Below are 22,805 nucleotides of genomic sequence, written 5' to 3'. Positions count from 1 at the left end.
GCAGGCGCGCTGGGACCGCTCAATCCGTATGCCCCGGGAAAATGATCACATTTCCCAAGAGGATGTTTCAGAAAAAGACGGCAAAACCCCGCAACCGTCAGGCGCGCCGCTATTTGCGGCAAATGACCTGAGCGTAATAGGTGCCGGTGATGCTGCGCACCATCGTGTCGAGGTTCACGCTGCAGCCGGTGGCCGCCCGCATGGCCCGCACCGCCTGGCGGGCGGTCAGCACCGCGGGCGGGCGGAAGCCCAGGTGCTCCAGGTTCATCCGCGTGGCGCTGTAACGGCCTGCGGAGCCCTCGACCGGCACTACCAGCCAGTCGCGGCCCAGAACGGAAACCTTGGTGCCTTCCACGCCTTTTGCGGATGCGGCGGGCGCAAGCGCCGCGCACAGGGCGGCGGCCAATGCAGTCTGTTTCATCATCGAAATGCTCCTGCGGGAAGTGCCTGCGCTCAGCCTAGCGCAGCCCCGGCACAAAGCAAGACGCGCCTTACAGGTGGTCCACCGCCTCAGCCTGGCGCAATTCCGCCGCGCACAGCTGCAGCCCGCGCAAGAGCCGCTCGGCATCGGCCTGCGGCTGCCGCCCGCGCGGGGCGGAGCAGCCTGCCACGATCGGCGTCTGGCCGGGCCGCGACACCGGCACCGCATAGCCGGTGATCCCGGCCTCGAACTCGCTGTCGGTCAGGCAATAGCCCTGCTCGCGCGCCTGGGCGATACGCTCCAGAATGGCGGCGGGATCGGTCAGCGACTGGCTGGTGTGGTGCGGGATCTCTGTTTCTGCCAGCACCGCCGCGGCCTCGTCCTCCGGCAGCCCGGCCAGCAGCATCCGCCCCAGGCTGGTATGGGCCAGCGGAATGTGCGAGCCGGCCGTGAAGCCATATGTGATATGGCCATGATCCACCGTCGATTGCGCCAGCAGCAGCACCCGGCCCTGGTCCAGCATCGCCAGCGTCACTTCGATCTCCATCTGGCGAGCGTGCCGGTTCAGCACCGGCTGCACCCGGCGGCCGAATTGGTTGGCCTGCAGGAAGCCGCCCGCCAGCGCCAGCACCCGCGGGGTCAGCGACAGCATCCGCCCGTCCTGGCGCAGATAACCCGCCTGCACCAGCGTCAGCGCCCCGCGCCGGGCGGTGGCCCGGTCCTGACCGGTGCGCCGCGCGATCTCAGCCAGGGTCATGCTGGGGGAGGCCGCATCAAACACCGCCAGAACCGCCAGCCCCTTGGCAAAGCTCGACGAAATATTCCTGTCCTGTTCCACCGCTGTCATCTGCGCCGCCTAACCTGTTCTTGAAATGCTGCCGCCGGTTCCGGCGGGTCTGTGCGAATGCTGCACACAATGTTCGCCTGATGAACTCTGTCAAGCCGCAAAACCTCCGTAATATCCGGATTACGCAACGGGTTACCGGGAAACCCGGCGGCAGACTGGACGCTGGGGGCAAATCCGGTGCAATTTCAATCAGCTCACTCGCCAAGAGGCCGCCCATGGCACAAGATTTCACATCCGGCAAACTGGCCCGCCTGGGGCTGCTCAGCGCAGAGGACTGCCGCAAGGCGGCAGAGATCACCTCCCGCGCGCAGTTCGACGGGATCGAGACGGTGCGGGTGCTGTTCCCGGACCAGCACGGCCTCTTGCGCGGCAAGACGGTGATGGCGGAGGGTTTTGCCGCCGTTTTCGAGCGCGGCCTCAACGTGCCCGCAACCCTGCTGCTCAAGGACACCTCCCACCGCAACGCTTTTCCGGTGTGGGAGGGCGGCACCGGCCTGGCCGGGCCGATGCAGGGGGCGGGCGACGTTCTGCTGGTGCCGCGCCCGGACACCTGGCGCGCGCTGCCATGGTCCGGCCATTCCGCCTGGATCTTCTGCGAGCCGGTCTACCCCGACGGCCAGCGGATCCCCTTTGCCTCCAGCGGTGTGCTGCAGCGGGCGGTGGACCAGCTGGCGGGGCAGGGGATGGCCGCCACCTTCGGGCTGGAGGTGGAATTCCACATCTTCGAGCTGACGGACAAATCCGGCGCCCATGACCAGGCAGGCCGCCCCGGCGCACCGGTCCAGACCCGCAACCTGACGCAGGGCTATCAGTACCTCACCGAAACCCGCTATGGCGAGGTGGAGGGCGTGCTGGACCTGTTGCGCCGCAATGCCCAGAAACTGGGCCTGCCGGTGCGCTCGGTCGAGATCGAAATGGGCCCCAGCCAGGTGGAGTTCACCTTTGCCCCCGACAGCGCCATGGCCCAGGCCGACGCGATGGTGATGTTCCGCACCATGGTCAAGGAGGTCTGCGCCAGGAACGGCCTGCACGCCAGTTTCATGGCCAAGCCGCGGCTGGACAACGCCATGGCCAACGGCTGGCACGTGCACCAGTCGCTGCAGGACCTGGCGACGGGCCGCAACCTGTTCATGCCGGAAACCGCCGGGATGCTGACCCCGCCCGCCAGCGCCTGGATGGCCGGCCTCTTGAAGTACGCCGCTGAGACCTCGCTGCTGACCGCGCCCACGGTGAACAGCTACAAACGCTACCTGCCGTTCCAGCTGGCCCCCAACCGGATCGGCTGGGGCGAGGACAACCGCGGCGCCATGCTGCGCGCGCTGATGCAGCCCCATGACCCCGCCAGCCGGATCGAAAACCGCGCCCCCGACAGCTCCGCCAACCCCTATTACGCGCTCGCCGCCCAGATCATCGCAGGCGCCGCCGGGATCACCGAGGGGCTGGAGCCGCCGAAACCCACCCTGTCCCCCTACAGCGAAGACGCCGAGCGCCTGCCGCGCTCGCTGGGGCAGGCGCTGGAGGGGTTCGCAGGCTCGACCCTGTGCCGCGAGGCGCTGGGCGCGGACACCGCAGATTACCTCCTGCAGCTCAAGCAATTCGAATGGGAGCGCTATCTGGATACCGTCAGCGAATGGGAGCAGGCGGAATATTTCAACCTGTTTTAAGCGCCCGCACCGCTGCTTGGGGATGCGCAAAAAATCTATCCATTCCGGGATTGCCGTCTTGATCGCTGGCCCCGCCCGTTGATACCGTATACCCGCGTATGCGGGGGCCGCCCTCCCGCCATATGCGGCGCCCTTTCCGGCGGCCTCAACCCATTCAAAACCCACGCCTCTTCGAAGGACAAAACCCCCATGAAATACACCGAGGAACACGAGTGGCTGCTGCCCGAGGACGACCTGATCACCGTCGGCATCACCGCCCACGCCGCCGAACAGCTGGGCGAAGTGGTCTATGTCGAACTGCCGGAGCCGGGCACCGAGGTCTCCAAGGATGACGAGATCGTGGTGATTGAATTGGTCAAGGCCGCCTCCGACATTCTCGCCCCGCTCGATGGCGAGATCGTCGAGGTGAACGAGGCGCTGGCCGATGACCCCGGCAAGGTGAACGAGGACCCGGAAGGCGGCGCCTGGTTCTTCAAGATCAAGCCTTCGGACCTGTCGCCGATGGACGACTATATGGATGAAGCCGGCTACAAGGACTTCATCTCCTGATAAATCCCGCCTGCCGCGCCCCTTGCGGCAGGCCCGGCGCGGCGGCGATCACGATCCCGCCAGCGCCCTATGCACCCGCCGGTTGCGGGCTACTATCCGGTCATCGCCAGAACACCCGCGATCAGCAGGAGGTGCCTATGACCAGATTTGCAGGGCTCAAGGCCCTTTTCATCAACACATCCCTGAAAAAGGACGGCAGCAAAAGCCACACCCGCCTGCTGATGGAGGCATCCTCTGCCATCATGGAAAAGAACGGTGTCGCGGTGGAACACCTGCACATGCTCGACCACCAGGTGCCGCCCGGCGTCTACCCGGATATGACCGAACAGGGCTGGGACCGCGACGACTGGCCAAAGATCTGGGAGAAGGTGAAGGCGGCACAGATCCTGGTGATCGGCACCCCGCTCTGGCTGGGCGAGGAAAGCTCCGTCTGCCGCATCCTGATCGAGCGGCTCTATGGCATGAGCGGCGAACTTAACGACAAGGGCCAGTCGATCTTTTACGGCAAGGCCGGCGGCACCGTCATCACCGGCAACGAGGACGGCATCAAACACACCGCGATGACAATCTGCTACGCGCTCAGCCACCTGGGCTTCACCATCCCGCCGCAGGCCGACTGCGGCTGGATCGGCGAGGCCGGGCCGGGGCCGTCCTATGGCGATGAGGTGCAGGGCAAGCCTGCGGGTTTCGACAACGAATTCACCCAGCGCAACACCACCATCATGACGTGGAACCTGATGCATCTGGCCGCCATGCTGCGCGATGCCGGCGGCTACCCGAACGAGGGCAACGACCGCAACGCGTGGTCCGCGGGCTGCCGGTTCGACTATGAAAACCCGGATTATCGCTCCTAGGTCTAGGAGTGTGTCAGGCGCTGGCTCGGGAAACCGCCTTGTTTCCTGGGGAAACAAGGCGCTGCCTCCGGCGGGGAGTGATGCGCGTCCCGGAAACCGTCCGGGGGGACGGTTTCAGCGCAGAACGGGCGGAGCCCCAGGCAAGAGGAAGCAGGGGGCTTTTCCAGCTCAATAACCGCGCTGCCGGTCCACCTCGTGCAGCAGGTCTTCCCCGGCCTCCAGCCGCCGGTAATTCTCCACTACGTCCTTGAGCGCATCACCCAGGTGCCAGCCCGACACATGCGGGGTGATGGTCACCTGCGGGTGCGTCCACAGCGGGCTGTCCGCGGGCAGCGGCTCCCGGCTCACCACATCCAGCACCGCATGGCCGGGCGTGCCTTTGTCCAGCGCCGCCAGCAGCGCGGGCTCATCCACCAGATCGCCGCGGCCCGCATTGATCAGCGTGGCGCCGGGCTTCATCGCCGCCAGCGTCTCTGCGTTCATCAGCCCGCGGGTGGCGGGGGTGGAGGGCAGGATCGCGCAGACGTAATCGCATTCGCCCAGCATCTGCGGCAGCGCGGCCTCGCCGTGGCGGCAGCCGACGCCTTCGATCTCCTTGGGCGAGCGGCTCCAGCCCAGCACCCGGAACCGCATGTCCCGCATCAGCCGTGCCGTCATGCCGCCGATATGGCCCAGGCCCAGAACACCCACGGTGGTTTCCTGCGGCCGCCCCGGCGCCCGCGGCTCCCAGGCGCTGCGGGATTGCGAGGCCGCATGCGCCGCCATGTTGCGCTGGCCGCGCAGCACATAGGCCAGGCAATATTCGGCAATCTCATGCGCGGGCTCCTGCGGCTTCAGCCGGGTGACCCGCACATGCGGCGCCAGGCAGGGATGCGCGACGATGCTATCCACTCCGGCCCCCAGCTTCTGCACCAGCTGCAGGTTCGGCAGCCGCTCCGGCAGGTCGCCCTTCAGCGACGAGACCGCCAGCATCGTGATCTCCTCCAGATTGCCGGGGGCTGAGATGGGGCGGATATCGGCGCCAGGGTCTGCTGCCCGCAGCTCTTCCGCCAGCTGTTCCTCCGTGTACCAGCCGTCGTGGCCGATGCTGATCAGCACTGCCATGGGTCTCCTCCTCCCCGCTGCCTGTGTCCTCATGCCGGACTAAGCCACGGCCCGGGGCAAAGCGGAAGCCGCTTTTTTGCAGCGCCCGCGCGGGCCGCCGCGTCAGTCCAGCCGCCGCACCAGGATCTGGTTGCCCTCGCCGCGCTTGGTCTCGAACAGCTTGAGCGAGGCAATCAGGTCGCTCAGCTTGCGCTTGCCATAGCTGCGGGTGTCAAAATCCGGCGAGGCGGCGGTGATGTACTGGCCGATCTGGCCCAGCGTGAACCACTCGTCGTCCTGGTCGATCGCATCCATCGCCCGGATCACCAGCTTGGTCGGGTCCGCGAGTTCCGCAGGCGCGTTGCCGTTGCCCTCCTCCGGTTTTTTGGGTTTGGGCTTGGCCTTGCCCGTGTCCTCCAGCAGGTTCTCGACATAGATGAACCGCTTGCAGGCTTTGACAAAGGCGGCAGGGGTCTTGCGCATCCCCATGCCATAGACGTCCAGCCCCTGTTCGCGGATGCGGCTGGCCAGCCGGGTGAAATCGCTGTCCGATGAAATCAGCACGAAGCCGTCAAACCGGCCCGAGTGCAGGATGTCCATCGCATCGATCACCAGCGCGATGTCAGAGGCATTCTTGCCGGTGGTATGGGCAAACTGCTGGTGCGGCACGATGGCGAGCGAGGCCAGCTTGTCCTTGTTCCAGCCCTGCGGCCCGCCGCCCGCGAAGTCGCCATAGATGCGCCGGATGCTGGCCTCGCCGAAGGAGGCGATCTCCTCGAACATCGCCTCCGCGAATTTGGCAGAGATGTTGTCGGCGTCGATCAGGACGGCCAGGAGCGGCGGTTTGGTGGTGTCGGCCATTGCGGATTATACCTTTTGCAAATCTGTTGGGGCAGGGCAGCGGCGTGCTTGCCTGCCATTGCCTGCTGCCGGACTGTCCGGGCTGAGTATGGGGGGCGCCCGCCAGGATGCAAGGGGCGGGACGCCGGACCCCGGCAGCGGCCGCCGGGCGGTGCACAGGGGGTGTACGGGGGGTGCACAGGAGGTGCGGCCGGTTTTCCGGGCCGGCAGCGCCTCAGGCGAAGGGGTCCTCCGGATAACCCACCCGCGCCAGATAAAGCCCATGGCCAGGGCAGACCGGACCGCAGGCAGCCCGGTCGCGGGCCTCCAGCGCGGCCTTCACATCCGCCGGGTCCCAGGCGCAGGCGCCGACGCGCTCCAGGGTGCCGACAAAGCTGCGGACCTGGTTGTGCAGGAAGCTGCGGGCGCGCACATGGAAATGGATTTCCGGCCCGGAAAAGCCCTGCACCCGCTCCACCGTCAGCTCATCCAGCGTCTTGACCGGGCTTTGCGCCTGGCAGATCGAGGAGCGGAAGGTGGTGAAATCATGGTTTCCGATCAGATAGCTGGCCGCTTCCTGCATCGCATCCGCGTCGAGGTCGTGGCTCAGCTGCCAGACCTGGCCTGCGTCATGAGTGGCCGGCGCGCGGCGGATCAGGATACGGAACAGATACTGCCGCTCCACGGCTGAGAACCGCGCGTGCCAGTCGCCCTCGACCCGGGCGCAGTCGACGATGGCAACCGGATCGGGTTTCAGGTGGTAGTTCAGCGCCTCCGACAGACGGAACGGGTCCCACTCCTTGGCCAGATCGCAATGCGCCACCTGTCCCAGCGCATGCACGCCTGTGTCGGTCCGCCCGGCGGCGGCGATGGTGTGCTCCCCCGGCTCCAGCCGCGCCAGCGCAGCCTCGATCGCCCCCTGAACGGACGGCAATTCCTTCTGCCTTTGCCAGCCGGCAAAAGGCTTCCCGTGATATTCGACTTTCAAAGCAAAACGCGGCATGGGCGGGCAAGTAGCAATGCAACAGGGCCGGGGCAAGTCCCGTCTGCACTCTGGTAAGCCGCCAGCCGGCTGCCTATCTTGATGCGGGCAAGAACAGAGCAGGATCAGGGCCTTGGTGATAACGTCCCTAGCAGACGGGGTAATGAGCGGGGTGGAGAGCGTCACCAGCGGCCTCTCCTCGGCGCTTTTCGACCGGCCCTTGCGGCTGGGCGTCACCGGGCTAGCGCGATCCGGCAAGACGGTGTTCATCACCTCGCTGGTCGCGAACCTGATGGACCGGGGCCGGATGCTTCAGCTGAATGCCGCCCGCGAAGGGCGGATCGAGGCCGCCTTCCTGCAGCCCCAGCCCGACGACACCGTGCCGCGGTTTGACTATGAGAGCCACCTCGCGGCGCTGACCGGGCCGTCCCCCCATTGGCCGGACAGCACCCGGGCGGTCTCAGAGCTGCGACTCAGCCTGAAGGTGCGGCCCGCCGGCCTTCTGTCCGGGCTGCAGGGGCTGCGCACGCTGCATCTGGATATCGTCGACTACCCGGGCGAGTGGCTGCTGGACCTGGCGCTGCTGGACAAGAGCTATGCCGAATGGTCCTCGGACGTCCTCTCCCGCATCGCCGCACGCCCGCAGGCGGAACACTTCCTGGCAGAGAAATCCAAGGCTGTCCCCGCGGGGACACATGACGAGCCGCAGGCCCAGGCGCTCGCCGCCGCCTTCACAGGCTACCTCAAGGCCGCCCGCGCCGCCGGTTTCTATGACTGCACCCCGGGCCGCTTCCTGCTGCCGGGCGACCTGGAGGGCTCGCCGGTGCTGACCTTTGCGCCGCTGCCGCCGGAGGCCAGCCCGCCCCGCGGCAGCCTGTGGCGCGAGATGGAGCGACGTTACGAGGCTTATAAATCCAAGGTCGTCAAACCCTTCTTCCGTGATCACTTCGCCCGCATTGACCGCCAGGTGGTGCTGGTGGATGCGCTGTCGGCGATCCACTCCGGCCCGCAGGCGGTGGAGGATCTGCGCCACGCCATGGCCGATATCCTCGGTGCCTTCAAACCGGGCCGCAACCGCTTCCTGACCCGGCTCCTGGGCGGCAAGCGGGTGGAGAAGATCCTGTTCGCCGCCACCAAGGCCGACCATCTGCACCACGCCCAGCACGGCCGGATGACCGCCATCATCGAGGCGCTGACCCGCGAGGCGCAGGACCGCGCCCGTTTTGCCGGGGCCGAGACCGCGGCGCTGGCGATGGCCTCCCTGCGCACCACAACCGAGGAGATGCGCCCGCACAACGGCGCCGAACTGCCCTGCGTCCGCGGTACCCTGCTGGAGACCGGCAAGCAGGCGGCCTTTTACCCCGGCGCGCTGCCTGAGGACCCGTCCCAGCTGCTCACACCCGCCCGCCAGGGCGCGGAGCGCTGGCTGGAGGGAGACTATCAGGCGATGGCCTTTGCGCCGGCGCCGCTGACCCTCAAACACGGCAGCGGCCCGCCGCATATCCGCCTCGACCGCGCCGCCGAATTCCTGATAGGAGATGCCCTGTGACCCTCGCCCTGCGCCCCGCCGCCCCCCTGGATGCCGGTGCCGTTGGGGATATCCTCTACCGCTTCCAGCAGGACACGGAGTGGATGCCCAAGCTCTACACTTGGGCGGAGGTGATCTCCTTCTGCGGCATGATGATCGACCGCGGCTGGGTCACCGTGGCGGAGCTGGAGGGCTGCGTCGCGGGGTTCCTGGCCCAGGACGGCCATGAGGTCTGCTCCCTCTACCTCGCCCCCGGCGCCTGCGGGCAGGGGGCTGGCAAGGCGCTGCTGGACGCTGCCAAATCGTCCGCACCGCGTCTCACCTTGCGCACCTTTGCCGCCAACACCCGGGCGCAGAAGTTCTACCTGCGCGAGGGCTTTGCCGAGACTGGCCGCGGCGATGGTTCGGGCAACGAGGAAGGCCTGCCCGACATCGCCTATGAATGGCAGGCCAAGCGGGAGGCTGCGGCATGAGCAAAAAGCCGGTCCTGTTTGACCTCGAGGAAGAGGCCGAAGCGCCCCCGGTCGCGGAGGCACCGCCGGTGCCCGAACCGGCGGTGCCGGAGGCCTTGCCGCCCTCCGCAATGGAGCAGGCGGCCCGGATTGCGGCCCGCAGGCCGTCGCGCCTGGCGCGCTGGTTCTGGGCGCTGCTGGTCGCGGTCGTTGGGGCCATGGCCTCGGTCGCGGCCTGGGACTTTGCCACCGGGCTGATTGCCCGGGTGCCGGTGCTGGGCTGGGCCGTCAGTGCCGGGCTGGCCTTGCTGCTGCTGCTGGCGCTGGCGATGGGCTTACGCGAGCTGGCGGCGCTGTCGCGGCTGCGGCGTGTCGATACCCTGCGGCACCAGGCGGCGGAGGCCGCGGACTTGGCCGCCGCCCGCGCCTTCACCAGCCGGCTTGAGGGCTTCTACAAGGGGCGCGAGGATCTCACCTGGCACCAGGCCCGGCTGGCGGAGCGCCAGGCGGAGGTCCTGGACGGCGATGCGCTCTTGCTGCTGGCGGAGGAAGAGCTGCTGGTGCCGCTCGATGCGCTGGCGCTGCGGGAGGTGGAGGCCGCCGCCCGGCAGGTGGCCACTGTGACGGCGATCGTGCCGATGGCGCTGGCGGATATTCTGACAGCGCTGATCTCGTCCTTGCGGATGATCCGCCGGGTGGCCGGGATCTATGGCGGGCGGCCCGGCTTCTTCAGCTCCTGGCGGCTGACCCGCGCGGTGCTGGCGCATCTCGCCGCCACCGGCGCGGTGGCCGCAGGCGATGACCTGCTGGAGCCGGTGCTGGGCGGCTCGGTCCTCTCCAAGCTCTCCCGACGGTTTGGCGAAGGCCTGGTCAACGGCGCTCTGTCCGCCCGCGTCGGTATCGCCGCCATGGAAGTCTGCCGCCCGATGCCGTTTTCCCCGCGGCACCGGCCCAGCACCCGCAAAGTGGTGCAGCGGGCGCTGACGGGCCTGTTCTCCAAGGAAAAATAAAGCGCGCGCCCAGGCTCATGCGCAGCATGAGCCGGGCCCAAGTCTGCTGAGGCGGACTGGCGCAGACAGGCCGCCGGCAGGCGCGGGAGCCCCCGGCGGACGGGTTTCAGAACAGTTTCGGCGGCTGGTCCTTGGGCTGGCGCATCGCCACAATGCCGGTGCGGAAGCCTTCACCGATCCGGTCGGCCAGCGCGCCCCATTGCAGCGCGGTGCGCTCCGGCAGCTCAGCCCGCAGCACCTCGTGGAACAAGCCCAGCCACTGGGGGAAATGCTCTGCCTTCACATCAGGCCGCGAGACATGCACGCGCATCGGATTGCCGCTGTAGCTGCGCTCCCGCAGGATCGCATTGCGCCAGAAGCCCGCGATCTTCTCTTCATGCTCCGGCCAGTCGGTGACATGGGCGGCAAACACCGGCCCCAAGACGTGATGCGCGCGCACGCGGGCATAGAATACGGAGATCACGCGGGAAATCTCCTCTGCTGTGATCTCGAACCGCGCCAGCGGGTTTGCGGTATCTGTATCGCTCATCGGACGCTCCGGTCTGCTTTCGACCGCTAGATAAGGCGAACGCGGGTCCGGCGGAAGGGGGCAGGCGCATCTGCCGCGGCGTGGTGGTGCGGCATCACTGGCGCCCGGCGTCCCTGCCGCTATGGTGGGCGGGGAATTGGTCAAAGGTATTGATTTATGGCGGAGACCACAAAGCGGATACTGGTTCCGGGCGCTTACGGGTTTATCGGCGCTGAGGTTGTCCGGGCCCTGCGGGCCGAAGGATACTCCGTGACCGGCTTCGGCCGCAGCGCTGAGCAGGCGGCGCGGGCGCTGCCGGGGGTGCCCTTTGCCGAGGGGGATCTGCGCCAGCTATTGGAGCCCGAAGACTGGGCCGAACTGCTGCGGGGCGTGGATGCGGTGGTGAACTGTGCGGGTGTGCTGCAGGACATGGCGCCGGGAGAGCTGGAGGCGGTGCATCACACCGCCATAGCGGCCCTGGCGGCAGCCTGTGCGGAGCGCGGCATCAAAGTGGTGCAGGTCTCTGCCGCCGGGGCCGGGCCGCAGGCCGGGACAGAGTTCATGCGCAGCAAGGGTCGGGGGGATGACGCTTTGCGCGCCTCCGGTGCCGCGGCCTGGATCCTGAGGCCCGGGCTGGTGATCGGGCAGGGGGCCTATGGCGGCACAAGGCTGCTGCGGATGCTGGCAGCGGTGCCGCTGGTGCAGCCGGTGGCACTGGCAGATGCGCCGGTGCAGTGCGCCGGGATGGCGGATCTGGCAGCGGCGGCGGTTGCCGCGCTGAGGGGGGAGCTGCCGCAGGGAACCTATGATCTGGTGGAAGACCATCCGCACAGGCTGGAGGATGTGCTGTCAGAGACCCGCTCCTGGCTGGGGTTCGCACCTGCGCGGCGGGTGCTGCGGTTCCCGGACTGGCTGCTGCCTCCGGTCGCGGCCAGCGCAGACGCGCTGAGCCGTCTTGGCTGGCGTTCCCCCTTGCGCAGCACCGCAATTGCCGAAATCCGCGGTGGAGTGCGCGGAGATCCGGAACCGCACCGCGCGGCGATGGGGCAGGGGATTGCGCCGCTGAAAGCGATCTATCAATCGCTGCCTGCGGGCCGCGCGCAGCGGCTGGATGCCCGGATGGCGCTGCTGATGCCTGCCGCGGTTGTGGTGCTGAGCCTGTTCTGGCTGGCCTCCGGGCTGATCGGCCTGTGGCAGCTGGAAGCGGCGGCGACGGTGCTGCTGGAAGCAGGCTGGAGCATGGTCCTGGCCAAATCCAGCGTTGTGTTCTGGTCTCTGGTTGATATCTCCCTGGGGGCGGCGGTCGTTTGGCGGCCTTGGGCGGCGCGGGCCTGTCTGGGGATGGCGGCGGTGTCGCTGATCTATCTGCTGGCAGCCTCGGTGGTGACGCCGCAGGTGTGGGCAGACCCGCTGGGGCCGCTGGTCAAGGTTCTGCCTGGCGCGCTGCTGGCGCTGATCACGCATCAGTTGCTGCAGGAGCGCTGAGATGGATCTGGACCTGATCCTGCGCTGGCTGCATGTGATCGGCGCCTGCGTGCTGCTGGGCACCGGGGCGGGCATCGCCTTTTTCATGCTGATGGCGCACCGCACGCGCGACGCCCGTCTGATCGCCCATACCGCGGGCGTGGTGGTGCTGGCAGATCTGCTGTTCACCACGACGGCAGTGATTGTGCAGCCTGTCACCGGCGGGCTGCTGGCCTGGCGGCTGGGCTGGCCGCTGAGCGAGGGGTGGCTGGCGCTGTCGCTGGGACTGTATCTGCTGACCGGGGCTTTCTGGCTGCCGGTGGTCTGGATCCAGCTGCGGCTGCGCAATCTGGCGCGGGCGGCGGCTGAGGCAGGAGGCGCGCTGCCTGCCCGCTACCACCGCCTGTTTGCGATCTGGTTTGCCTGCGGCTTTCCAGCCTTCGCCGCCGTGCTGATGATCCTCTGGCTGATGCTGGTGCGGCCTGATCTTGGGGTGTGGCTGATACGCTAAAACGGAGTTTTCGCCCGGCGGCACCGCATGGCTGCGTCTGCCCGCCCCCCGGCAGGCGCAGCACTCAACAGGATGCGGCGCATCTGCCGCTTTACGCCTCCGCTGCACCGGCCTATAAGGCGGTTCATGTCCCTATTCGCGGCCATCATTATTCGAATTATATCCCCGGCGCTCTGAAACCATTGAGCCGCCGGGCAAAGGCGCTTGAGCCATCGCGCCGAACCGAATATCCCAATTTCCGACCTTGATCATCCAAAGGACGCCCCCGATGTGCGCCGACACGCCCCAGACGCCTGACTATAAAGACACCCTGAACCTGCCGAAAACCGGTTTTCCGATGCGCGCGGGCCTGCCCAAGCGCGAGCCTGCCTGGCTGGAGCGCTGGGCGCAGATCGGCGTCTATGACAAACTTCGCGAGAAGGCCGCCGCGGCCAAGGGCGGCGACGCGGAACGCAAGCCCTTCACCCTGCACGACGGCCCCCCCTATGCCAACGGCCACCTGCACATCGGCCACGCGCTGAACAAGACCATCAAAGACATGATTGTGCGCTCGCACCAGATGATGGGCTTTGATGCGCGTTATGTGCCGGGCTGGGACTGCCACGGCCTGCCGATCGAATGGAAGATCGAAGAGCAGTACCGCAAGAAGGGCAAGAACAAGGACGCGGTGCCGGTCGTTGAGTTCCGCCAGGAATGCCGCGCCTTTGCCGACAGCTGGGTCGATATCCAGCGCGAGGAGTTCAAGCGTCTGGGCATCACCGGCAACTGGGATGATCCGTATCTGACCATGAACTATCACGCCGAGGCGGTGATCGCGGATGAGTTCATGAAATTCCTGATGAACGGCACCCTCTATCAGGGCTCCAAGCCGGTGATGTGGTCGCCGGTCGAAAAGACCGCGCTGGCCGAGGCCGAGGTCGAATACCACGACAAGGAAAGCTTCACCATCTGGGTGAAGTTCAAGGTGGCCGAGGCGGGCGGCTTTGTGGCCGCGGACGGCGAGGACGCGGATTTCGCAGGCGCTGACTCTGCGATCGTGGCGCAGGATCTGGAAGGCGCCCATGTGGTGATCTGGACCACCACCCCCTGGACCATCCCGTCGAACAAGGCAGTGGTTTACGGGGCAGAGATTGCCTATGGCCTCTATGAAGTGACCGGCACGCCCGAGGAATGCTGGGCCGCTGTTGGCGACCGTTTCCTGCTGGCCGATAACCTGGCCGCGGATGTGTTCAAGCGCGCCCGCCTGGGTGAAGATCAGTTCAAGCGCTTGCGCGGTGTCTCCGCCGAGGAACTGTCCAGCCTGTCGCTGAAGCACCCCCTCGCGGGCGCCGAGGGCGCAAACGGTGAATGGGACGGTATCCGCGACTTCCGCGCGGCGCCTTTCGTGACCGACACCGAAGGCACCGGCTTTGTCCATTGCGCGCCGAGCCACGGGATGGAGGAGTTCGAGCTCTACCGTGATCTGAACATGCTGGAGCAGATGATCACTTATAACGTGATGGACGACGGCGGCTTCCGCGCCGATCTGCCCTTCTTTGGCGGCACCTATATCCTCAACCGCAAGGGCGGCGAAGGCGATGCCAACAAAAAGATCATCGACAAGCTGGTGGAAGTCGGCGGCCTGCTGGCGCGCGGCAAGATCAAGCACAGCTACCCGCATTCCTGGCGCTCCAAGGCGCCGATCATCTACCGCAACACGCCGCAATGGTTCGCCTCCGTCGACCGCAAGCTGGACGACGGCATGGGCGAGATGGGCGACAGCATCCGCGAACGCGCGCTGCGCTCCATCGACGAGCTGGTGAAATGGTGGCCGCAGACCGGGCGCAACCGCCTGCATTCGATGATCGAGAGCCGCCCCGACTGGGTGCTGAGCCGCCAGCGCGCCTGGGGCGTGCCGCTGACTTGCTTCACCAAGAAAGGTGCGCTGCCGACCGACGCGGATTTCCTGCTGCGCAATGAAGACGTGAACAAGCGCATCGTGGCCGAGTTCGAGGAACACGGCGCCGATGTCTGGTACGAGGACGGCTTCAAGGCGCGGGTTTTGGGCAACAGCGTGGACCCGGACGACTACGACCAGGTGTTCGACGTTCTGGACGTGTGGTTCGACTCCGGCTCGACCCATGCCTTTGTGCTGCGCGACCGCGAGGACGGCACTGAGGACGGCATCGCCGACGTCTACATGGAAGGCACCGACCAGCACCGAGGCTGGTTCCATTCTTCGCTGCTGCAGGCCTGCGGCACCAAGGGCCGCGCGCCTTATCGCAACGTGGTGACCCATGGCTTCACGCTGGACGAGAAGGGCATGAAGATGTCCAAGTCGCTGGGCAACACCATCGTGCCGGAGGAGGTCGTCAAGCAGTACGGCGCCGACATCCTGCGCCTGTGGGTGGCCCAGACCGATTACACCGCTGACCAGCGGATCGGGCCGGAAATCCTGAAAGGCACCGCCGACAGCTACCGCCGTCTGCGCAACACCATGCGCTTCCTGCTGGGCAGCCTGGGCGACTTCCGCGAGGATCAGCGCGTGGCGCCGGAAGACATGCCGGAGCTGGAGCGCTGGGTGCTGCACCGTCTGGCAGAACTCGACCAGAAGGTACGCAGCGGCTACCAGACCTTCGACTTCCAGGGCGTGTTCTCGGCGGTGTTCAACTTTGCCACCGTGGATCTGTCGGCCTTCTACTTCGACATCCGCAAGGATGCGCTGTACTGCGACGGCGAGACCCTGAACGCCCGTGCCGCGCGCACCGTGCTGGACATCCTGTTCCATCGCCTGACCACCTGGCTGGCGCCGATCCTGGTGTTCACCATGGAAGAGGTCTGGCTGGAGAAATACCCGGGCGAGGGCAGCTCCGTGCATCTGCAGGACATCCCGGAGACGCCCGCCGAGTGGCTGAACCCCGATCTGGCCGCCAAATGGTCCAAGATCCGCCAGGCCCGCCGGGTTGTGACCGCGGCGCTGGAGGTGCAGCGCACCGACAAGGTGATCGGGGCCTCGCTGGAGGCCGCTCCGGTGGTTCATGTGCGCGACACGGAGGCGCTGGAGGCGCTGAAGTCGGTCAACTTCGCCGATATCTGCATCACCTCGGACATCGCGCTGACCAATGATCCGGCCCCGGCCGAAGCCTTCCGGATGCCGGAAGTCGATGGTGTCTCGGTGGTGTTCGAGAAGGCTGAAGGCGGCAAGTGCCAGCGCTGCTGGAAGATCCTGCCGGATGTGGGCGACCACAGCCATGCGGGCGTCTGCGGCCGCTGCGACAGCGCGCTCGGCTGACCCGAATTTCACCCATTAGATGTGTTCAGCGCCCGGCCTATGGCCGGGCGTTGTCTTTTTTACGATACAGTCACGGTTTTCCCTGCACTTTTTGCGTGTGCTGCCTTGTGTCCCTGGAAATTGGATTCCGCTAGATGTTGACCGGTTTTCCACAACTGGTTAAGAATTCGTTAATTCCATGAAGAATTTCAGCCGTATATTCAAAACATGGCATGGGCAGGGGGGCAGTTTTCGATGCTGAAGCTGAAAGCGGACGCGCAACCGGCGGACGAGCTTGGCAAGCCGCGCAGAATGGCAGTCCGGATCGACGGGGTGTCTGCGCCGAAAAATATGAAAATCGGGCTGGTGGCTGGCGGCACAGGCCAGAAGGCAAGCAGTGCTGCGGAACCGGCAAAGGCACCTGAACCCGCTGTAAAGAGTGCGGCAAAGGCGGCAAAGGCAATCAAGACGGCCCCGGCCGCCCTCAAAACCCTCGCGGCGCAGCAGCCCTTGGCGGCGGCGGAAACCGGCAGCACCTTGCCGAAACTGGGCTTGGCTGCGGCAGGGCTGGCGGTGGCTTCCGCCATGCTGCTCTATTTCCAGTTCGGCGCCGGGCCTGAGGCTGCAACCGCAGAGCAGGCCAGCCTGCAGACGGAGGTCGTTCTGCCTGCCGGCGCGGCCTCGGCTGCGGGCCTGGCAGAGGGGGCAGGCAGCGGCGAAGACGCCCTGGTTGCCCGCATCACCGCAGGCACGCTGGCGGCGCTGCGCAGCAAGCAGGCTGAGTCTGGCACGACGGCGCCTGCCGCCGCCGTAGCCGCGCCGGCCGAAGGCACCGCTTTGTTCAAGATGGTAATGACTGCCGCCGCTCAGGGCCAATCAGAGGCCTATATCGACCAGATGGTGAACGGCGCATATGCGCGCCAGGAGATCACCGTTCCGGCCAGTCTGATTGGCGCAGACGGGCGGGTCGACACGGCGACGCTTATGGCGCTGTTCGTCGGCAATTGATCTTTGCTCCGGCGGCTGCGCCGGAGCTGCCCTTAGGCAAGCAGGCGCAGCTATCTGCGCTGCCGGGCAGAGGATTACACAACAAAACAAAACCAAGACGCGCCGCAGGCCGCAACGGGCCGCGGTGAATTATCCTTCCGGGGGGACCATGAAGACGTTTTTTGCTGCCGCAGCCATGGGGCTGTTTGCCCTTGCTGCCAATTCCGCAGCTGCCGAGACTTGCGGCGGGGTGTATACGGTACAGTCCGGCGACAGCCTGTCGGTGATCGCAGATAAGATGTACAAAGACGCCGGCAAGTGGAGCGCCATCCACAACCGCAACATCGACAAGATCGGCCCCAAGCCGAATGCGATCCGGGTCGGCATGAAACTGTCGCTGGCCTGCCTGGAAGGGCTGCCGCTGGGGCTGCCGGGCGGCAAGGAAATCGCTGCCGCCGTTCCCGCCGCCGCCGTGCCGGTCAATGTTGCGCCCGGCAATGCCGCTGTGCGCAAGAAGATCAACCTGCTGACCGCCGACGACTTTGCGCCCTTCACGGGCAAGGAACTGCACAACGGCGGCATGATGACCGACGTGCTGAACGCTGCGATGCGTCATGCCAGCCCTGCGCAAGGCTATGCCGTTCACTGGGTCGACCTGTGGACCTCGCATGAGGAACCGCTGCTGTCGAACGCGCTGCTGGATGCGGGCTTCCCTTGGTACAAGCCCGACTGCGAGAACAACCCGGCCGAACCGCGCTGCGCGAACTTCCTGTTTTCCGAGCCGATGTTCGAGGTGCTGGTTCTGATGTTCACCGATAAGGCGCGGCCGCTGACGTTCACCAAGGACGAGGACCTGTTTGGCAAGACCTTCTGCCGCCCGCAGGGCTATGAGACCTATCTCTTTGAGCAGCAGGGGCGCCACTGGCTGCGTGATGGCAAGGTCAAGGTGGTGCAGCCGCTGACCACCGCCGAATGCTATGAGATGGTTCTGGCAGGCAAGGCCGACGCCGTGGTGATGAACGAATTCACCGGCCGCGCGCAGATCAAGGAGCTGGGCCTTTCCAACCGTTTCGACGTGGTGCCGGAGCCGATCTCGATCCAGGCGCTGCACGTGATCGTGCACAAGACCCACCCGGAGGCGGACCAGCTGATGGAAATGGTCAATTCTGCGCTGCGCGGCATCCGTGAGAACGGAACCTATCAGACGATCATCGAAGACCACATGGCCAGGGTCTGGGCCGGATATTGAGGGGGAAAGGCATGCTGAACCGCTTCTGCCGCCATCTGCTGGGCCTGGGTTTGCTTCTTGGGCTGCCCCAGGCCGCACACGCAATTTGCAATGTGGACTACGTTGCGCAGCCGGGCGACAACCTGTTTTCGATCGCGGAGACGCATTACGGCGACCGCGAGCGCTGGACCATGATCTATTACCGCAACCAGGAGGTGCTGGTCGGCTCCTCGGTGGTTCCGGGGCGCAAGCTGCACATCCCCTGCATCAAGGAGGCCACCGCCCCGGACGCCACGCCGTTGCGCCAGCAGGAGGCGGACCTGACGCTGCTCACCGGTGGCGGCTATGCGCCCTTCACCGACCGCAGCCTGCCGGGGCAGGGGATGGTAACCGAGCTGGTCAATGCGGCGCTGGAGCTGGCGCCCGCGCCGGTCAGCTATTCGGTCAGCTGGGAGGACGACTGGTCCAAGCACCTGTTCCCGATGCTGGACAAAAAGGAGTTCGACATGGGCTTTCCCTGGCTCAAGCCCGACTGCGCGGCTGAGCCGGACAACGAGCGCTGCGCCAATTTCCACTTCTCCGAACCGGTGATGACCATGCCGATCATGCTGTTTGCGCGCGCGGACAGCGGCTTTGAGTTCCGGGAGGACGCGGACGCCGAGGGCAAGACCCTGTGCCGCCCGGCCGGTTATTTCACCCATGACCTGAACCGCGCCGGACGCCGCTGGCTGGACGAAGACAAGATCACGCTGGTGCAGCCGCAGACGCCCGCCGATTGTTTCCGCATGGTGGCAGAGGGCAAGGTGGATGCGGCGGCGGTCAACCTGTTCCTGGGCGCCAGCACAATCGTCAAGGAAGGTCTGCGCGACACTGTTGTGCCGCTGGAGAAGCCGCTGTCGGAAGAAGGCCTGCATGTGGTGATTTCCAAGCGCCACTGGCGCGGCACCACTCACCTTTACCGGATCAATGCGGGCCTGCAGAAACTGCGCGGCAGCGGACGGTTCGAGGAGATCATGTCGCGCCACCTGGAGCTGTTCTGGGCGCAGCTGCAGTAAGGCGGAACCGGGTCAGGCTGACAGGGTTTTTGCCGCCTCATATCCGTGGCAGGCAGCTTCGCATTCCGTCTCGCTGTCCGGATCCTGATGTTCTGCACGCTGCAGCAGCAGGTGCTCTGCCAGCACTGGGTTTTCAGGAAGCAGGCCGGTTGCGGCTTCGGCAGCGTTATGGCCAGTACGGGCCGGCTGCCTATAGCGGTCATCCGGATCGGACGGGTTCTGCGGATGACTGTCCGGCTCCTGCTCGCGCGGGCTGGTGTTTGCGGACTCGCTGCGGTCCGGATCATCAGAGCGGACAACCGGACGGGCGGTCAGATGGCCGCGGTTCGGTTTGGCTGGATCGACACTTCCTGTAACTGGCAAAAACATAGAGCGGGTCCTTCGCGGTGGCTTTGAACCGGTCTTAAGCGAAGGTTAACATAAGACGCTTAACAGCAGGTTAATGCATGTTCCCTGGCCGTTGGCGGGCCGCCGCCGCGGATTGCCCGCGCGAAAACCGGGCTGAAAACCAGCCCGATCAGCCGGTGATGAGCCGGGCCTTGGCATAGTTGGCTTCCGCCTGGAGGGCGCTGACCGGTTTGGGGCCTGCCTGGCAGCCGTTCATCAGGTCCTGATAGTACGCGTCCATGTCCACGCCGTTCACCTGCTTCAGGTTCAGCGCTTCGGCGCGGGCTGCGGCCCGGGCCGGGCCGACATACTGAGGGGTCAGAGCGTCGGGGCGTTCGCCGCTCAGCGCCTGTTCACGCTGCAGGCTGCGGGCCATGCCCTGGCTGGTGCCGTTGATCAGCGGAGCATCCACCGGCTGGCCGCCTGCTTCTCCGATTGCGGGCTGCTTGCGGTACGCGGCCTGCATCTGCTTCATACCGTTGTACAGGCTGGTGGGGCTGGAAACTGCAGACAGCATTTGAATACCTTTCACTACGCTCTTGAAACTCACTTTATGATAATTTGAAGTAAACCGGTGAGGAATCCTTAGGACTGGTTAACGGCGTGTTAAGTGTACGGCCGGTGCCGGGCGCGGGCCGCCTTGCCAGCCATGCCTTTCCCGAGGATGATGCAGCCAATGGCACAGCCGGGGAAACGTGATGATTGCAGCCAGCCTTGATACGCCTGTCGGCGTGCTCAGCGTGTCAGAACGGGACGGTGCTGTCGTGCGGCTGGCCTGGTCTGCAGAGGCTACAGGTCAATCAGCCTTGCTGGACCGGGCGCTGGAGCAATTGCGTGCGTATTTCGCCGGTGAGATGACGGAATTCGATCTGCCGTTGCAGGTGGAGGGATCGGAGTTTCAGAAAGCGGTTTGCGCAGCGATGCTGGCGATCCCTTTTGGCGAGACGCGCACCTATGGCGATATTGCCAGGGACCTTGGCGCCCCGCCCCAGCCGGTGGGCAATGCGTGCGGCGGCAACCCGATCCCTGTGATCATCCCCTGCCACCGGGTGCTGAGCGCAACGGGTCTGGGGGGCTTTTCCGGCCAGGGCGGGGTAGAGACAAAGGTCGCGCTGCTAAAACACGAGGGCGCCGCCAGCCTTCTGATCTAAACCTGGCGGCAGGCGCCAGGGTCCGCATTTGCTTCTTTCTGGCGGAAGGCGCACAGGGTGAGTGCGCCCCGGGGGGAGGCGGGTGCGCCGTCCCCCGGGTAACAGGCCGCGCTGCGGGGCGGCCCGGAAGGGATCAGGCAAACAGGGCCTTCACCTGCTCATAAAGCGGTGCGGTATCCGCGCCGGAGGTTTCGGAGAAGTCGCTGATCAGCGCCAGGATCACCGATTCCATATCTGCTTCGGACGGTTGTTCCTGGGCGGGTGCCGCGGCGGTTTCTGCGGTTGTGTCCGGGCTGCCCGCCGGCACTGAGCCGCTGGTTTCGGCCGTGCCCAAAGTGCTGCCGGCAGGCGGCTGCGCGGTTTCGGCAGCTTCGGCCTGCTGGGCGCGCCAGCCCCAGGCCTTGGCATGCTCGGGCGGCCCGGGCTGCTTGCTCCCGGTCACTGCGTTCAACGCGTGGCTCAGCCCGTTAGGCCGGAGGGAGGGGGCGGATACGGAATGCATGGCGTTCTCCTGTGGACGCTGCCGCGACGGCAGGTTCCGCATCAGTGTCCGCATTGGCCCGTTAAATCCGGCTTAGTGGCCGGACTTCTTTCTAACGCAAACTCCGTTCAAACTATCGGCCATTTGTTAAAGCTTGCCAGGGCATACAAAAAACGCGGCCGGAGCAGGGCGGCACCCGCGGATCGCCGCTGCCTCAGGGGTGCGAAGGCGCGCGGCGGCGTTCGGGAATGATCTGCTGGGCGATGCCGACGAACAGCAGGTAGACCGAGGTGACCACCAGTCCCCAATGGGCCCAGCTGGCCGGGTGGAAATCGACCCAGGCGGCCCAGCCGGCAAAGAACGTCCAGGCCAGCGCCACCGGCAGCGAGACCTTGCGCCAGCGGGCCGTGCGCACCGGATGAATGAATTTCAGCGGCAGGAACATGGCAATGGACAACAGCGTCACCAGCACAAGAATAGTCCAATGGCTGGGCTCCAGCGCAAAGATCACCAGAACCGGCATGTTCCACACGCCGGGATAGCCGGAGAAGGAATTGTCCTTCGTCTTCATCCGCGTGTCGGCGTAATACATTGCGCTGCCGAAGGTGATCACGATGATCGCGAACCAGCCGGTCCAGCCGGCCATCAGCCCCGATTGGAACAGGGCAAAGGCCGGGATGAACACATAGGTCAGATAGTCGATGATCAGGTCCAGCAGCACGCCGTCGAACTCAGGCGAATAGCGCTTGACGTGATAATGACGGGCCAGCGGGCCGTCGATGCCGTCCACGGCAAAAGCCACCACCAGCCAGACGAACATCAGGCTCCACTTGCCGTCCGCCGCCGCCAGCATCGCCAGCATGGCGAACACGGCGCCGGTTGCGGTGAGCAGGTGAACGGAAAGGGCGCGCAGTTGAGGTGTCATTGGTCCCTGATGGCGGTTTTGCCCACAGGCCGCAAGCGTTCAATGCAGCTTTGAGCGGAATTCCGTGCCCGCAGTAAACTGAATGCGCGCCATGCGGCGGCCCAGGGGAGCGGGGTCGGTGATGCCGGGGGAGGAGAACGGCGCCCTGGACGGCAGATCGCCCATCCGCTCCCACGGCTGGCCGCCGGGCGGCGGGGCAGGGGCAGCAGGGGCGCCATCAGCATAGAGGGCGGCAGAACCGGGAATTGTCATAGCAGAATCCTTTCTGGATCGGTTTCCGCCATCAAGCCGGGGCAGCCTTAACACGGGCTTGCCAGGAGGCGGAGTCAGCCCGGAAAAATAGCGCGCATTTTAACTAACCGGGTCCGCGGCCCCGGTCCGCGCAGGCGGTATCAGCCGCAGCAGCGGCTTCCCATCTGCACCGGCGGGCAGGGGACAGTGCCGTAGGAGCAGAACACGCAGCAGTCTCCGGGCTTGGGCCGCAACAGGGTGCGGCAGCCCGGGCATTCGTGAAACCATTGGCAGGCATCCTGCGGCATTTCCTGCGCAGCCTCGTGCCCGCATGCGGGGCAGGTCAGAACACTGGTCAGAACAGGTATTTTGTCAGTCATGGGCAGGCCTCCCCTCC

General features: G+C 66.0%; 25 protein-coding genes. 13 read left to right on the top strand and 12 right to left on the bottom strand.

The genetic code is table 11. From position 1 onward, the window contains the following. Nucleotides 1–109 precede the first annotated feature (109 nt). A complete protein-coding gene (locus ACXAED_RS03765; protein WP_475046999.1) occupies nucleotides 110–424 on the bottom strand; it encodes a hypothetical protein in 315 nt (104 codons plus the stop codon). Between the two features lie 67 nt (nucleotides 425–491). Further along, nucleotides 492–1,268 (bottom strand): IclR family transcriptional regulator domain-containing protein, encoded by a 777-nt coding sequence (locus ACXAED_RS03760; RefSeq protein ID WP_475046998.1) that lies wholly within the window; start codon nucleotides 1,266–1,268, stop codon nucleotides 492–494. 215 nt (nucleotides 1,269–1,483) lie between these two features. Here ACXAED_RS03760 and ACXAED_RS03755 point away from each other — a divergent pair, with 215 nt between their 5' ends. The 3 genes from ACXAED_RS03755 to ACXAED_RS03745 all read left to right on the top strand — a co-directional run bounded on the left by ACXAED_RS03755 (nucleotide 1,484) and on the right by ACXAED_RS03745 (nucleotide 4,335). Next, nucleotides 1,484–2,932, top strand: a complete 1,449-nt coding sequence (locus tag ACXAED_RS03755; RefSeq protein ID WP_475046997.1) for a glutamine synthetase family protein — start codon at nucleotides 1,484–1,486, stop codon at nucleotides 2,930–2,932. Nucleotides 2,933–3,121: 189 nt separating this feature from the next. Further along, nucleotides 3,122–3,481 (top strand): glycine cleavage system protein GcvH, encoded by a 360-nt coding sequence (gene gcvH / locus ACXAED_RS03750; protein WP_475046995.1) that lies wholly within the window; start codon nucleotides 3,122–3,124, stop codon nucleotides 3,479–3,481. Nucleotides 3,482–3,618: 137 nt separating this feature from the next. Continuing rightward, nucleotides 3,619–4,335, top strand: coding sequence for a flavodoxin family protein (locus ACXAED_RS03745; RefSeq protein WP_475046994.1), 717 nt, complete (start codon nucleotides 3,619–3,621; stop codon nucleotides 4,333–4,335). A 168-nt stretch (nucleotides 4,336–4,503) separates the two neighbouring features. On the opposite strand, the gene ACXAED_RS03740 is transcribed toward ACXAED_RS03745, so the two are convergent. The 3 genes from ACXAED_RS03740 to truA form a co-directional block, all read right to left on the bottom strand. Further along, complete coding sequence (locus ACXAED_RS03740) at nucleotides 4,504–5,439, bottom strand: 2-hydroxyacid dehydrogenase (protein WP_475046993.1); 936 nt, start codon at nucleotides 5,437–5,439, stop codon at nucleotides 4,504–4,506. Nucleotides 5,440–5,541: 102 nt separating this feature from the next. Next, complete coding sequence (locus tag ACXAED_RS03735) at nucleotides 5,542–6,279, bottom strand: NYN domain-containing protein (RefSeq protein WP_475046992.1); 738 nt, start codon at nucleotides 6,277–6,279, stop codon at nucleotides 5,542–5,544. A gap of 214 nt (nucleotides 6,280–6,493) precedes the next feature. Beyond that, nucleotides 6,494–7,261, bottom strand: coding sequence for a tRNA pseudouridine(38-40) synthase TruA (truA, locus tag ACXAED_RS03730; RefSeq protein WP_475046990.1), 768 nt, complete (start codon nucleotides 7,259–7,261; stop codon nucleotides 6,494–6,496). Between the two features lie 112 nt (nucleotides 7,262–7,373). Here truA and ACXAED_RS03725 point away from each other — a divergent pair, with 112 nt between their 5' ends. Genes ACXAED_RS03725 through ACXAED_RS03715 form a run of 3 tightly spaced genes read left to right on the top strand, consistent with a single transcriptional unit; the run spans nucleotide 7,374 to nucleotide 10,230 of the window. After that, on the top strand, nucleotides 7,374–8,789 hold the full coding sequence (locus tag ACXAED_RS03725) for a YcjX family GTP-binding protein (RefSeq protein WP_475046989.1): 1,416 nt from the start codon (nucleotides 7,374–7,376) through the stop codon (nucleotides 8,787–8,789). Further along, entirely contained in the window at nucleotides 8,786–9,241 is a 456-nt protein-coding gene (locus ACXAED_RS03720; RefSeq protein ID WP_475046987.1) for an N-acetyltransferase family protein, read from the top strand. The genes ACXAED_RS03725 and ACXAED_RS03720 overlap by 4 nt, the downstream gene beginning before the upstream one ends. Beyond that, complete coding sequence (locus ACXAED_RS03715) at nucleotides 9,238–10,230, top strand: YcjF family protein (protein WP_475046985.1); 993 nt, start codon at nucleotides 9,238–9,240, stop codon at nucleotides 10,228–10,230. The genes ACXAED_RS03720 and ACXAED_RS03715 overlap by 4 nt, the downstream gene beginning before the upstream one ends. Before the next feature lie 106 nt (nucleotides 10,231–10,336). Here ACXAED_RS03715 and ACXAED_RS03710 read toward each other — a convergent pair whose 3' ends face one another. Then, nucleotides 10,337–10,759: a group III truncated hemoglobin gene (locus ACXAED_RS03710; RefSeq protein ID WP_475046983.1), complete on the bottom strand. Its 423-nt coding sequence runs from the start codon at nucleotides 10,757–10,759 to the stop codon at nucleotides 10,337–10,339. Between the two features lie 156 nt (nucleotides 10,760–10,915). On the opposite strand from ACXAED_RS03710, the gene ACXAED_RS03705 reads away from it, so the two are divergent. The 6 genes from ACXAED_RS03705 (at nucleotide 10,916) to ACXAED_RS03680 (ending at nucleotide 19,233) form a co-directional block, all read left to right on the top strand. Then, complete coding sequence (locus tag ACXAED_RS03705; RefSeq protein WP_475046981.1) at nucleotides 10,916–12,223, top strand: SDR family oxidoreductase; 1,308 nt, start codon at nucleotides 10,916–10,918, stop codon at nucleotides 12,221–12,223. 1 nt (nucleotide 12,224) lies between these two features. After that, nucleotides 12,225–12,713, top strand: a complete 489-nt coding sequence (locus tag ACXAED_RS03700; protein WP_475046979.1) for a DUF2269 family protein — start codon at nucleotides 12,225–12,227, stop codon at nucleotides 12,711–12,713. Nucleotides 12,714–12,981: 268 nt separating this feature from the next. After that, nucleotides 12,982–15,984, top strand: coding sequence for an isoleucine--tRNA ligase (gene ileS, locus ACXAED_RS03695; RefSeq protein ID WP_475046977.1), 3,003 nt, complete (start codon nucleotides 12,982–12,984; stop codon nucleotides 15,982–15,984). Between the two features lie 234 nt (nucleotides 15,985–16,218). Then, entirely contained in the window at nucleotides 16,219–16,971 is a 753-nt protein-coding gene (locus ACXAED_RS03690; protein ID WP_475046976.1) for a hypothetical protein, read from the top strand. Nucleotides 16,972–17,119: 148 nt separating this feature from the next. Further along, nucleotides 17,120–18,199, top strand: a complete 1,080-nt coding sequence (locus ACXAED_RS03685; protein WP_475046974.1) for a LysM peptidoglycan-binding domain-containing protein — start codon at nucleotides 17,120–17,122, stop codon at nucleotides 18,197–18,199. 11 nt (nucleotides 18,200–18,210) lie between these two features. Beyond that, nucleotides 18,211–19,233, top strand: coding sequence for an ABC transporter substrate-binding protein (locus ACXAED_RS03680; protein ID WP_475046972.1), 1,023 nt, complete (start codon nucleotides 18,211–18,213; stop codon nucleotides 19,231–19,233). Between the two features lie 12 nt (nucleotides 19,234–19,245). Here the strand turns inward: ACXAED_RS03680 and ACXAED_RS03675 are convergent, their stop codons facing one another. Together ACXAED_RS03675 and ACXAED_RS03670 are read right to left on the bottom strand one after the other, a co-directional pair. Then, complete coding sequence (locus tag ACXAED_RS03675; RefSeq protein WP_475046971.1) at nucleotides 19,246–19,602, bottom strand: hypothetical protein; 357 nt, start codon at nucleotides 19,600–19,602, stop codon at nucleotides 19,246–19,248. 148 nt (nucleotides 19,603–19,750) lie between these two features. After that, nucleotides 19,751–20,137, bottom strand: coding sequence for a hypothetical protein (locus ACXAED_RS03670; RefSeq protein WP_475046969.1), 387 nt, complete (start codon nucleotides 20,135–20,137; stop codon nucleotides 19,751–19,753). Between the two features lie 181 nt (nucleotides 20,138–20,318). On the opposite strand from ACXAED_RS03670, the gene ACXAED_RS03665 reads away from it, so the two are divergent. After that, nucleotides 20,319–20,771 (top strand): methylated-DNA--[protein]-cysteine S-methyltransferase, encoded by a 453-nt coding sequence (locus tag ACXAED_RS03665; RefSeq protein ID WP_475046968.1) that lies wholly within the window; start codon nucleotides 20,319–20,321, stop codon nucleotides 20,769–20,771. 133 nt (nucleotides 20,772–20,904) lie between these two features. Here ACXAED_RS03665 and ACXAED_RS03660 read toward each other — a convergent pair whose 3' ends face one another. From ACXAED_RS03660 to ACXAED_RS03645, 4 genes are all read right to left on the bottom strand, one after another. Then, nucleotides 20,905–21,273, bottom strand: a complete 369-nt coding sequence (locus ACXAED_RS03660) for a hypothetical protein (RefSeq protein ID WP_475046966.1) — start codon at nucleotides 21,271–21,273, stop codon at nucleotides 20,905–20,907. A 193-nt stretch (nucleotides 21,274–21,466) separates the two neighbouring features. Further along, nucleotides 21,467–22,177 (bottom strand): CDP-alcohol phosphatidyltransferase family protein, encoded by a 711-nt coding sequence (locus ACXAED_RS03655; RefSeq protein WP_421055511.1) that lies wholly within the window; start codon nucleotides 22,175–22,177, stop codon nucleotides 21,467–21,469. Between the two features lie 39 nt (nucleotides 22,178–22,216). Then, a complete protein-coding gene (locus tag ACXAED_RS03650) occupies nucleotides 22,217–22,429 on the bottom strand; it encodes a hypothetical protein (protein ID WP_475046964.1) in 213 nt (70 codons plus the stop codon). Nucleotides 22,430–22,569: 140 nt separating this feature from the next. Next, entirely contained in the window at nucleotides 22,570–22,788 is a 219-nt protein-coding gene (locus ACXAED_RS03645; protein ID WP_475046962.1) for a GDCCVxC domain-containing (seleno)protein, read from the bottom strand. Between the last annotated feature and the right edge of the window lie 17 nt (nucleotides 22,789–22,805).

The organism is Leisingera sp. ABM4_103 (assembly GCF_056158685.1).
The sequence above is the reverse complement of the archived record's forward strand: the minus strand, read 5'-3'. Positions and strand labels throughout refer to the sequence as shown.

Bases quoted from the DNA above. Each gene is read 5' to 3' on its own strand.
- truA (WP_475046990.1), bottom strand. From the start codon at position 7,261: ATGCCGCGTTTTGCTTTGAAAGTCGAATATCACGGGAAGCCTTTTGCC.
- ACXAED_RS03660 (WP_475046966.1), bottom strand. From the start codon at position 21,273: ATGCATTCCGTATCCGCCCCCTCCCTCCGGCCTAACGGGCTGAGCCAC.
- ACXAED_RS03665 (WP_475046968.1), top strand. From the start codon at position 20,319: ATGATTGCAGCCAGCCTTGATACGCCTGTCGGCGTGCTCAGCGTGTCA.
- ACXAED_RS03670 (WP_475046969.1), bottom strand. From the start codon at position 20,137: ATGCTGTCTGCAGTTTCCAGCCCCACCAGCCTGTACAACGGTATGAAG.
- ACXAED_RS03710 (WP_475046983.1), bottom strand. From the start codon at position 10,759: ATGAGCGATACAGATACCGCAAACCCGCTGGCGCGGTTCGAGATCACA.
- ACXAED_RS03765 (WP_475046999.1), bottom strand. From the start codon at position 424: ATGATGAAACAGACTGCATTGGCCGCCGCCCTGTGCGCGGCGCTTGCG.
- gcvH (WP_475046995.1), top strand. From the start codon at position 3,122: ATGAAATACACCGAGGAACACGAGTGGCTGCTGCCCGAGGACGACCTG.
- ACXAED_RS03760 (WP_475046998.1), bottom strand. From the start codon at position 1,268: ATGACAGCGGTGGAACAGGACAGGAATATTTCGTCGAGCTTTGCCAAG.
- ACXAED_RS03675 (WP_475046971.1), bottom strand. From the start codon at position 19,602: ATGTTTTTGCCAGTTACAGGAAGTGTCGATCCAGCCAAACCGAACCGC.
- ACXAED_RS03685 (WP_475046974.1), top strand. From the start codon at position 17,120: ATGAAGACGTTTTTTGCTGCCGCAGCCATGGGGCTGTTTGCCCTTGCT.
- ACXAED_RS03715 (WP_475046985.1), top strand. From the start codon at position 9,238: ATGAGCAAAAAGCCGGTCCTGTTTGACCTCGAGGAAGAGGCCGAAGCG.
- ACXAED_RS03650 (WP_475046964.1), bottom strand. From the start codon at position 22,429: ATGACAATTCCCGGTTCTGCCGCCCTCTATGCTGATGGCGCCCCTGCT.
- ACXAED_RS03690 (WP_475046976.1), top strand. From the start codon at position 16,219: ATGCTGAAGCTGAAAGCGGACGCGCAACCGGCGGACGAGCTTGGCAAG.
- ACXAED_RS03705 (WP_475046981.1), top strand. From the start codon at position 10,916: ATGGCGGAGACCACAAAGCGGATACTGGTTCCGGGCGCTTACGGGTTT.
- ACXAED_RS03655 (WP_421055511.1), bottom strand. From the start codon at position 22,177: ATGACACCTCAACTGCGCGCCCTTTCCGTTCACCTGCTCACCGCAACC.
- ACXAED_RS03700 (WP_475046979.1), top strand. From the start codon at position 12,225: ATGGATCTGGACCTGATCCTGCGCTGGCTGCATGTGATCGGCGCCTGC.
- ACXAED_RS03680 (WP_475046972.1), top strand. From the start codon at position 18,211: ATGCTGAACCGCTTCTGCCGCCATCTGCTGGGCCTGGGTTTGCTTCTT.
- ACXAED_RS03755 (WP_475046997.1), top strand. From the start codon at position 1,484: ATGGCACAAGATTTCACATCCGGCAAACTGGCCCGCCTGGGGCTGCTC.
- ACXAED_RS03740 (WP_475046993.1), bottom strand. From the start codon at position 5,439: ATGGCAGTGCTGATCAGCATCGGCCACGACGGCTGGTACACGGAGGAA.
- ileS (WP_475046977.1), top strand. From the start codon at position 12,982: ATGTGCGCCGACACGCCCCAGACGCCTGACTATAAAGACACCCTGAAC.
- ACXAED_RS03645 (WP_475046962.1), bottom strand. From the start codon at position 22,788: ATGACTGACAAAATACCTGTTCTGACCAGTGTTCTGACCTGCCCCGCA.
- ACXAED_RS03735 (WP_475046992.1), bottom strand. From the start codon at position 6,279: ATGGCCGACACCACCAAACCGCCGCTCCTGGCCGTCCTGATCGACGCC.
- ACXAED_RS03745 (WP_475046994.1), top strand. From the start codon at position 3,619: ATGACCAGATTTGCAGGGCTCAAGGCCCTTTTCATCAACACATCCCTG.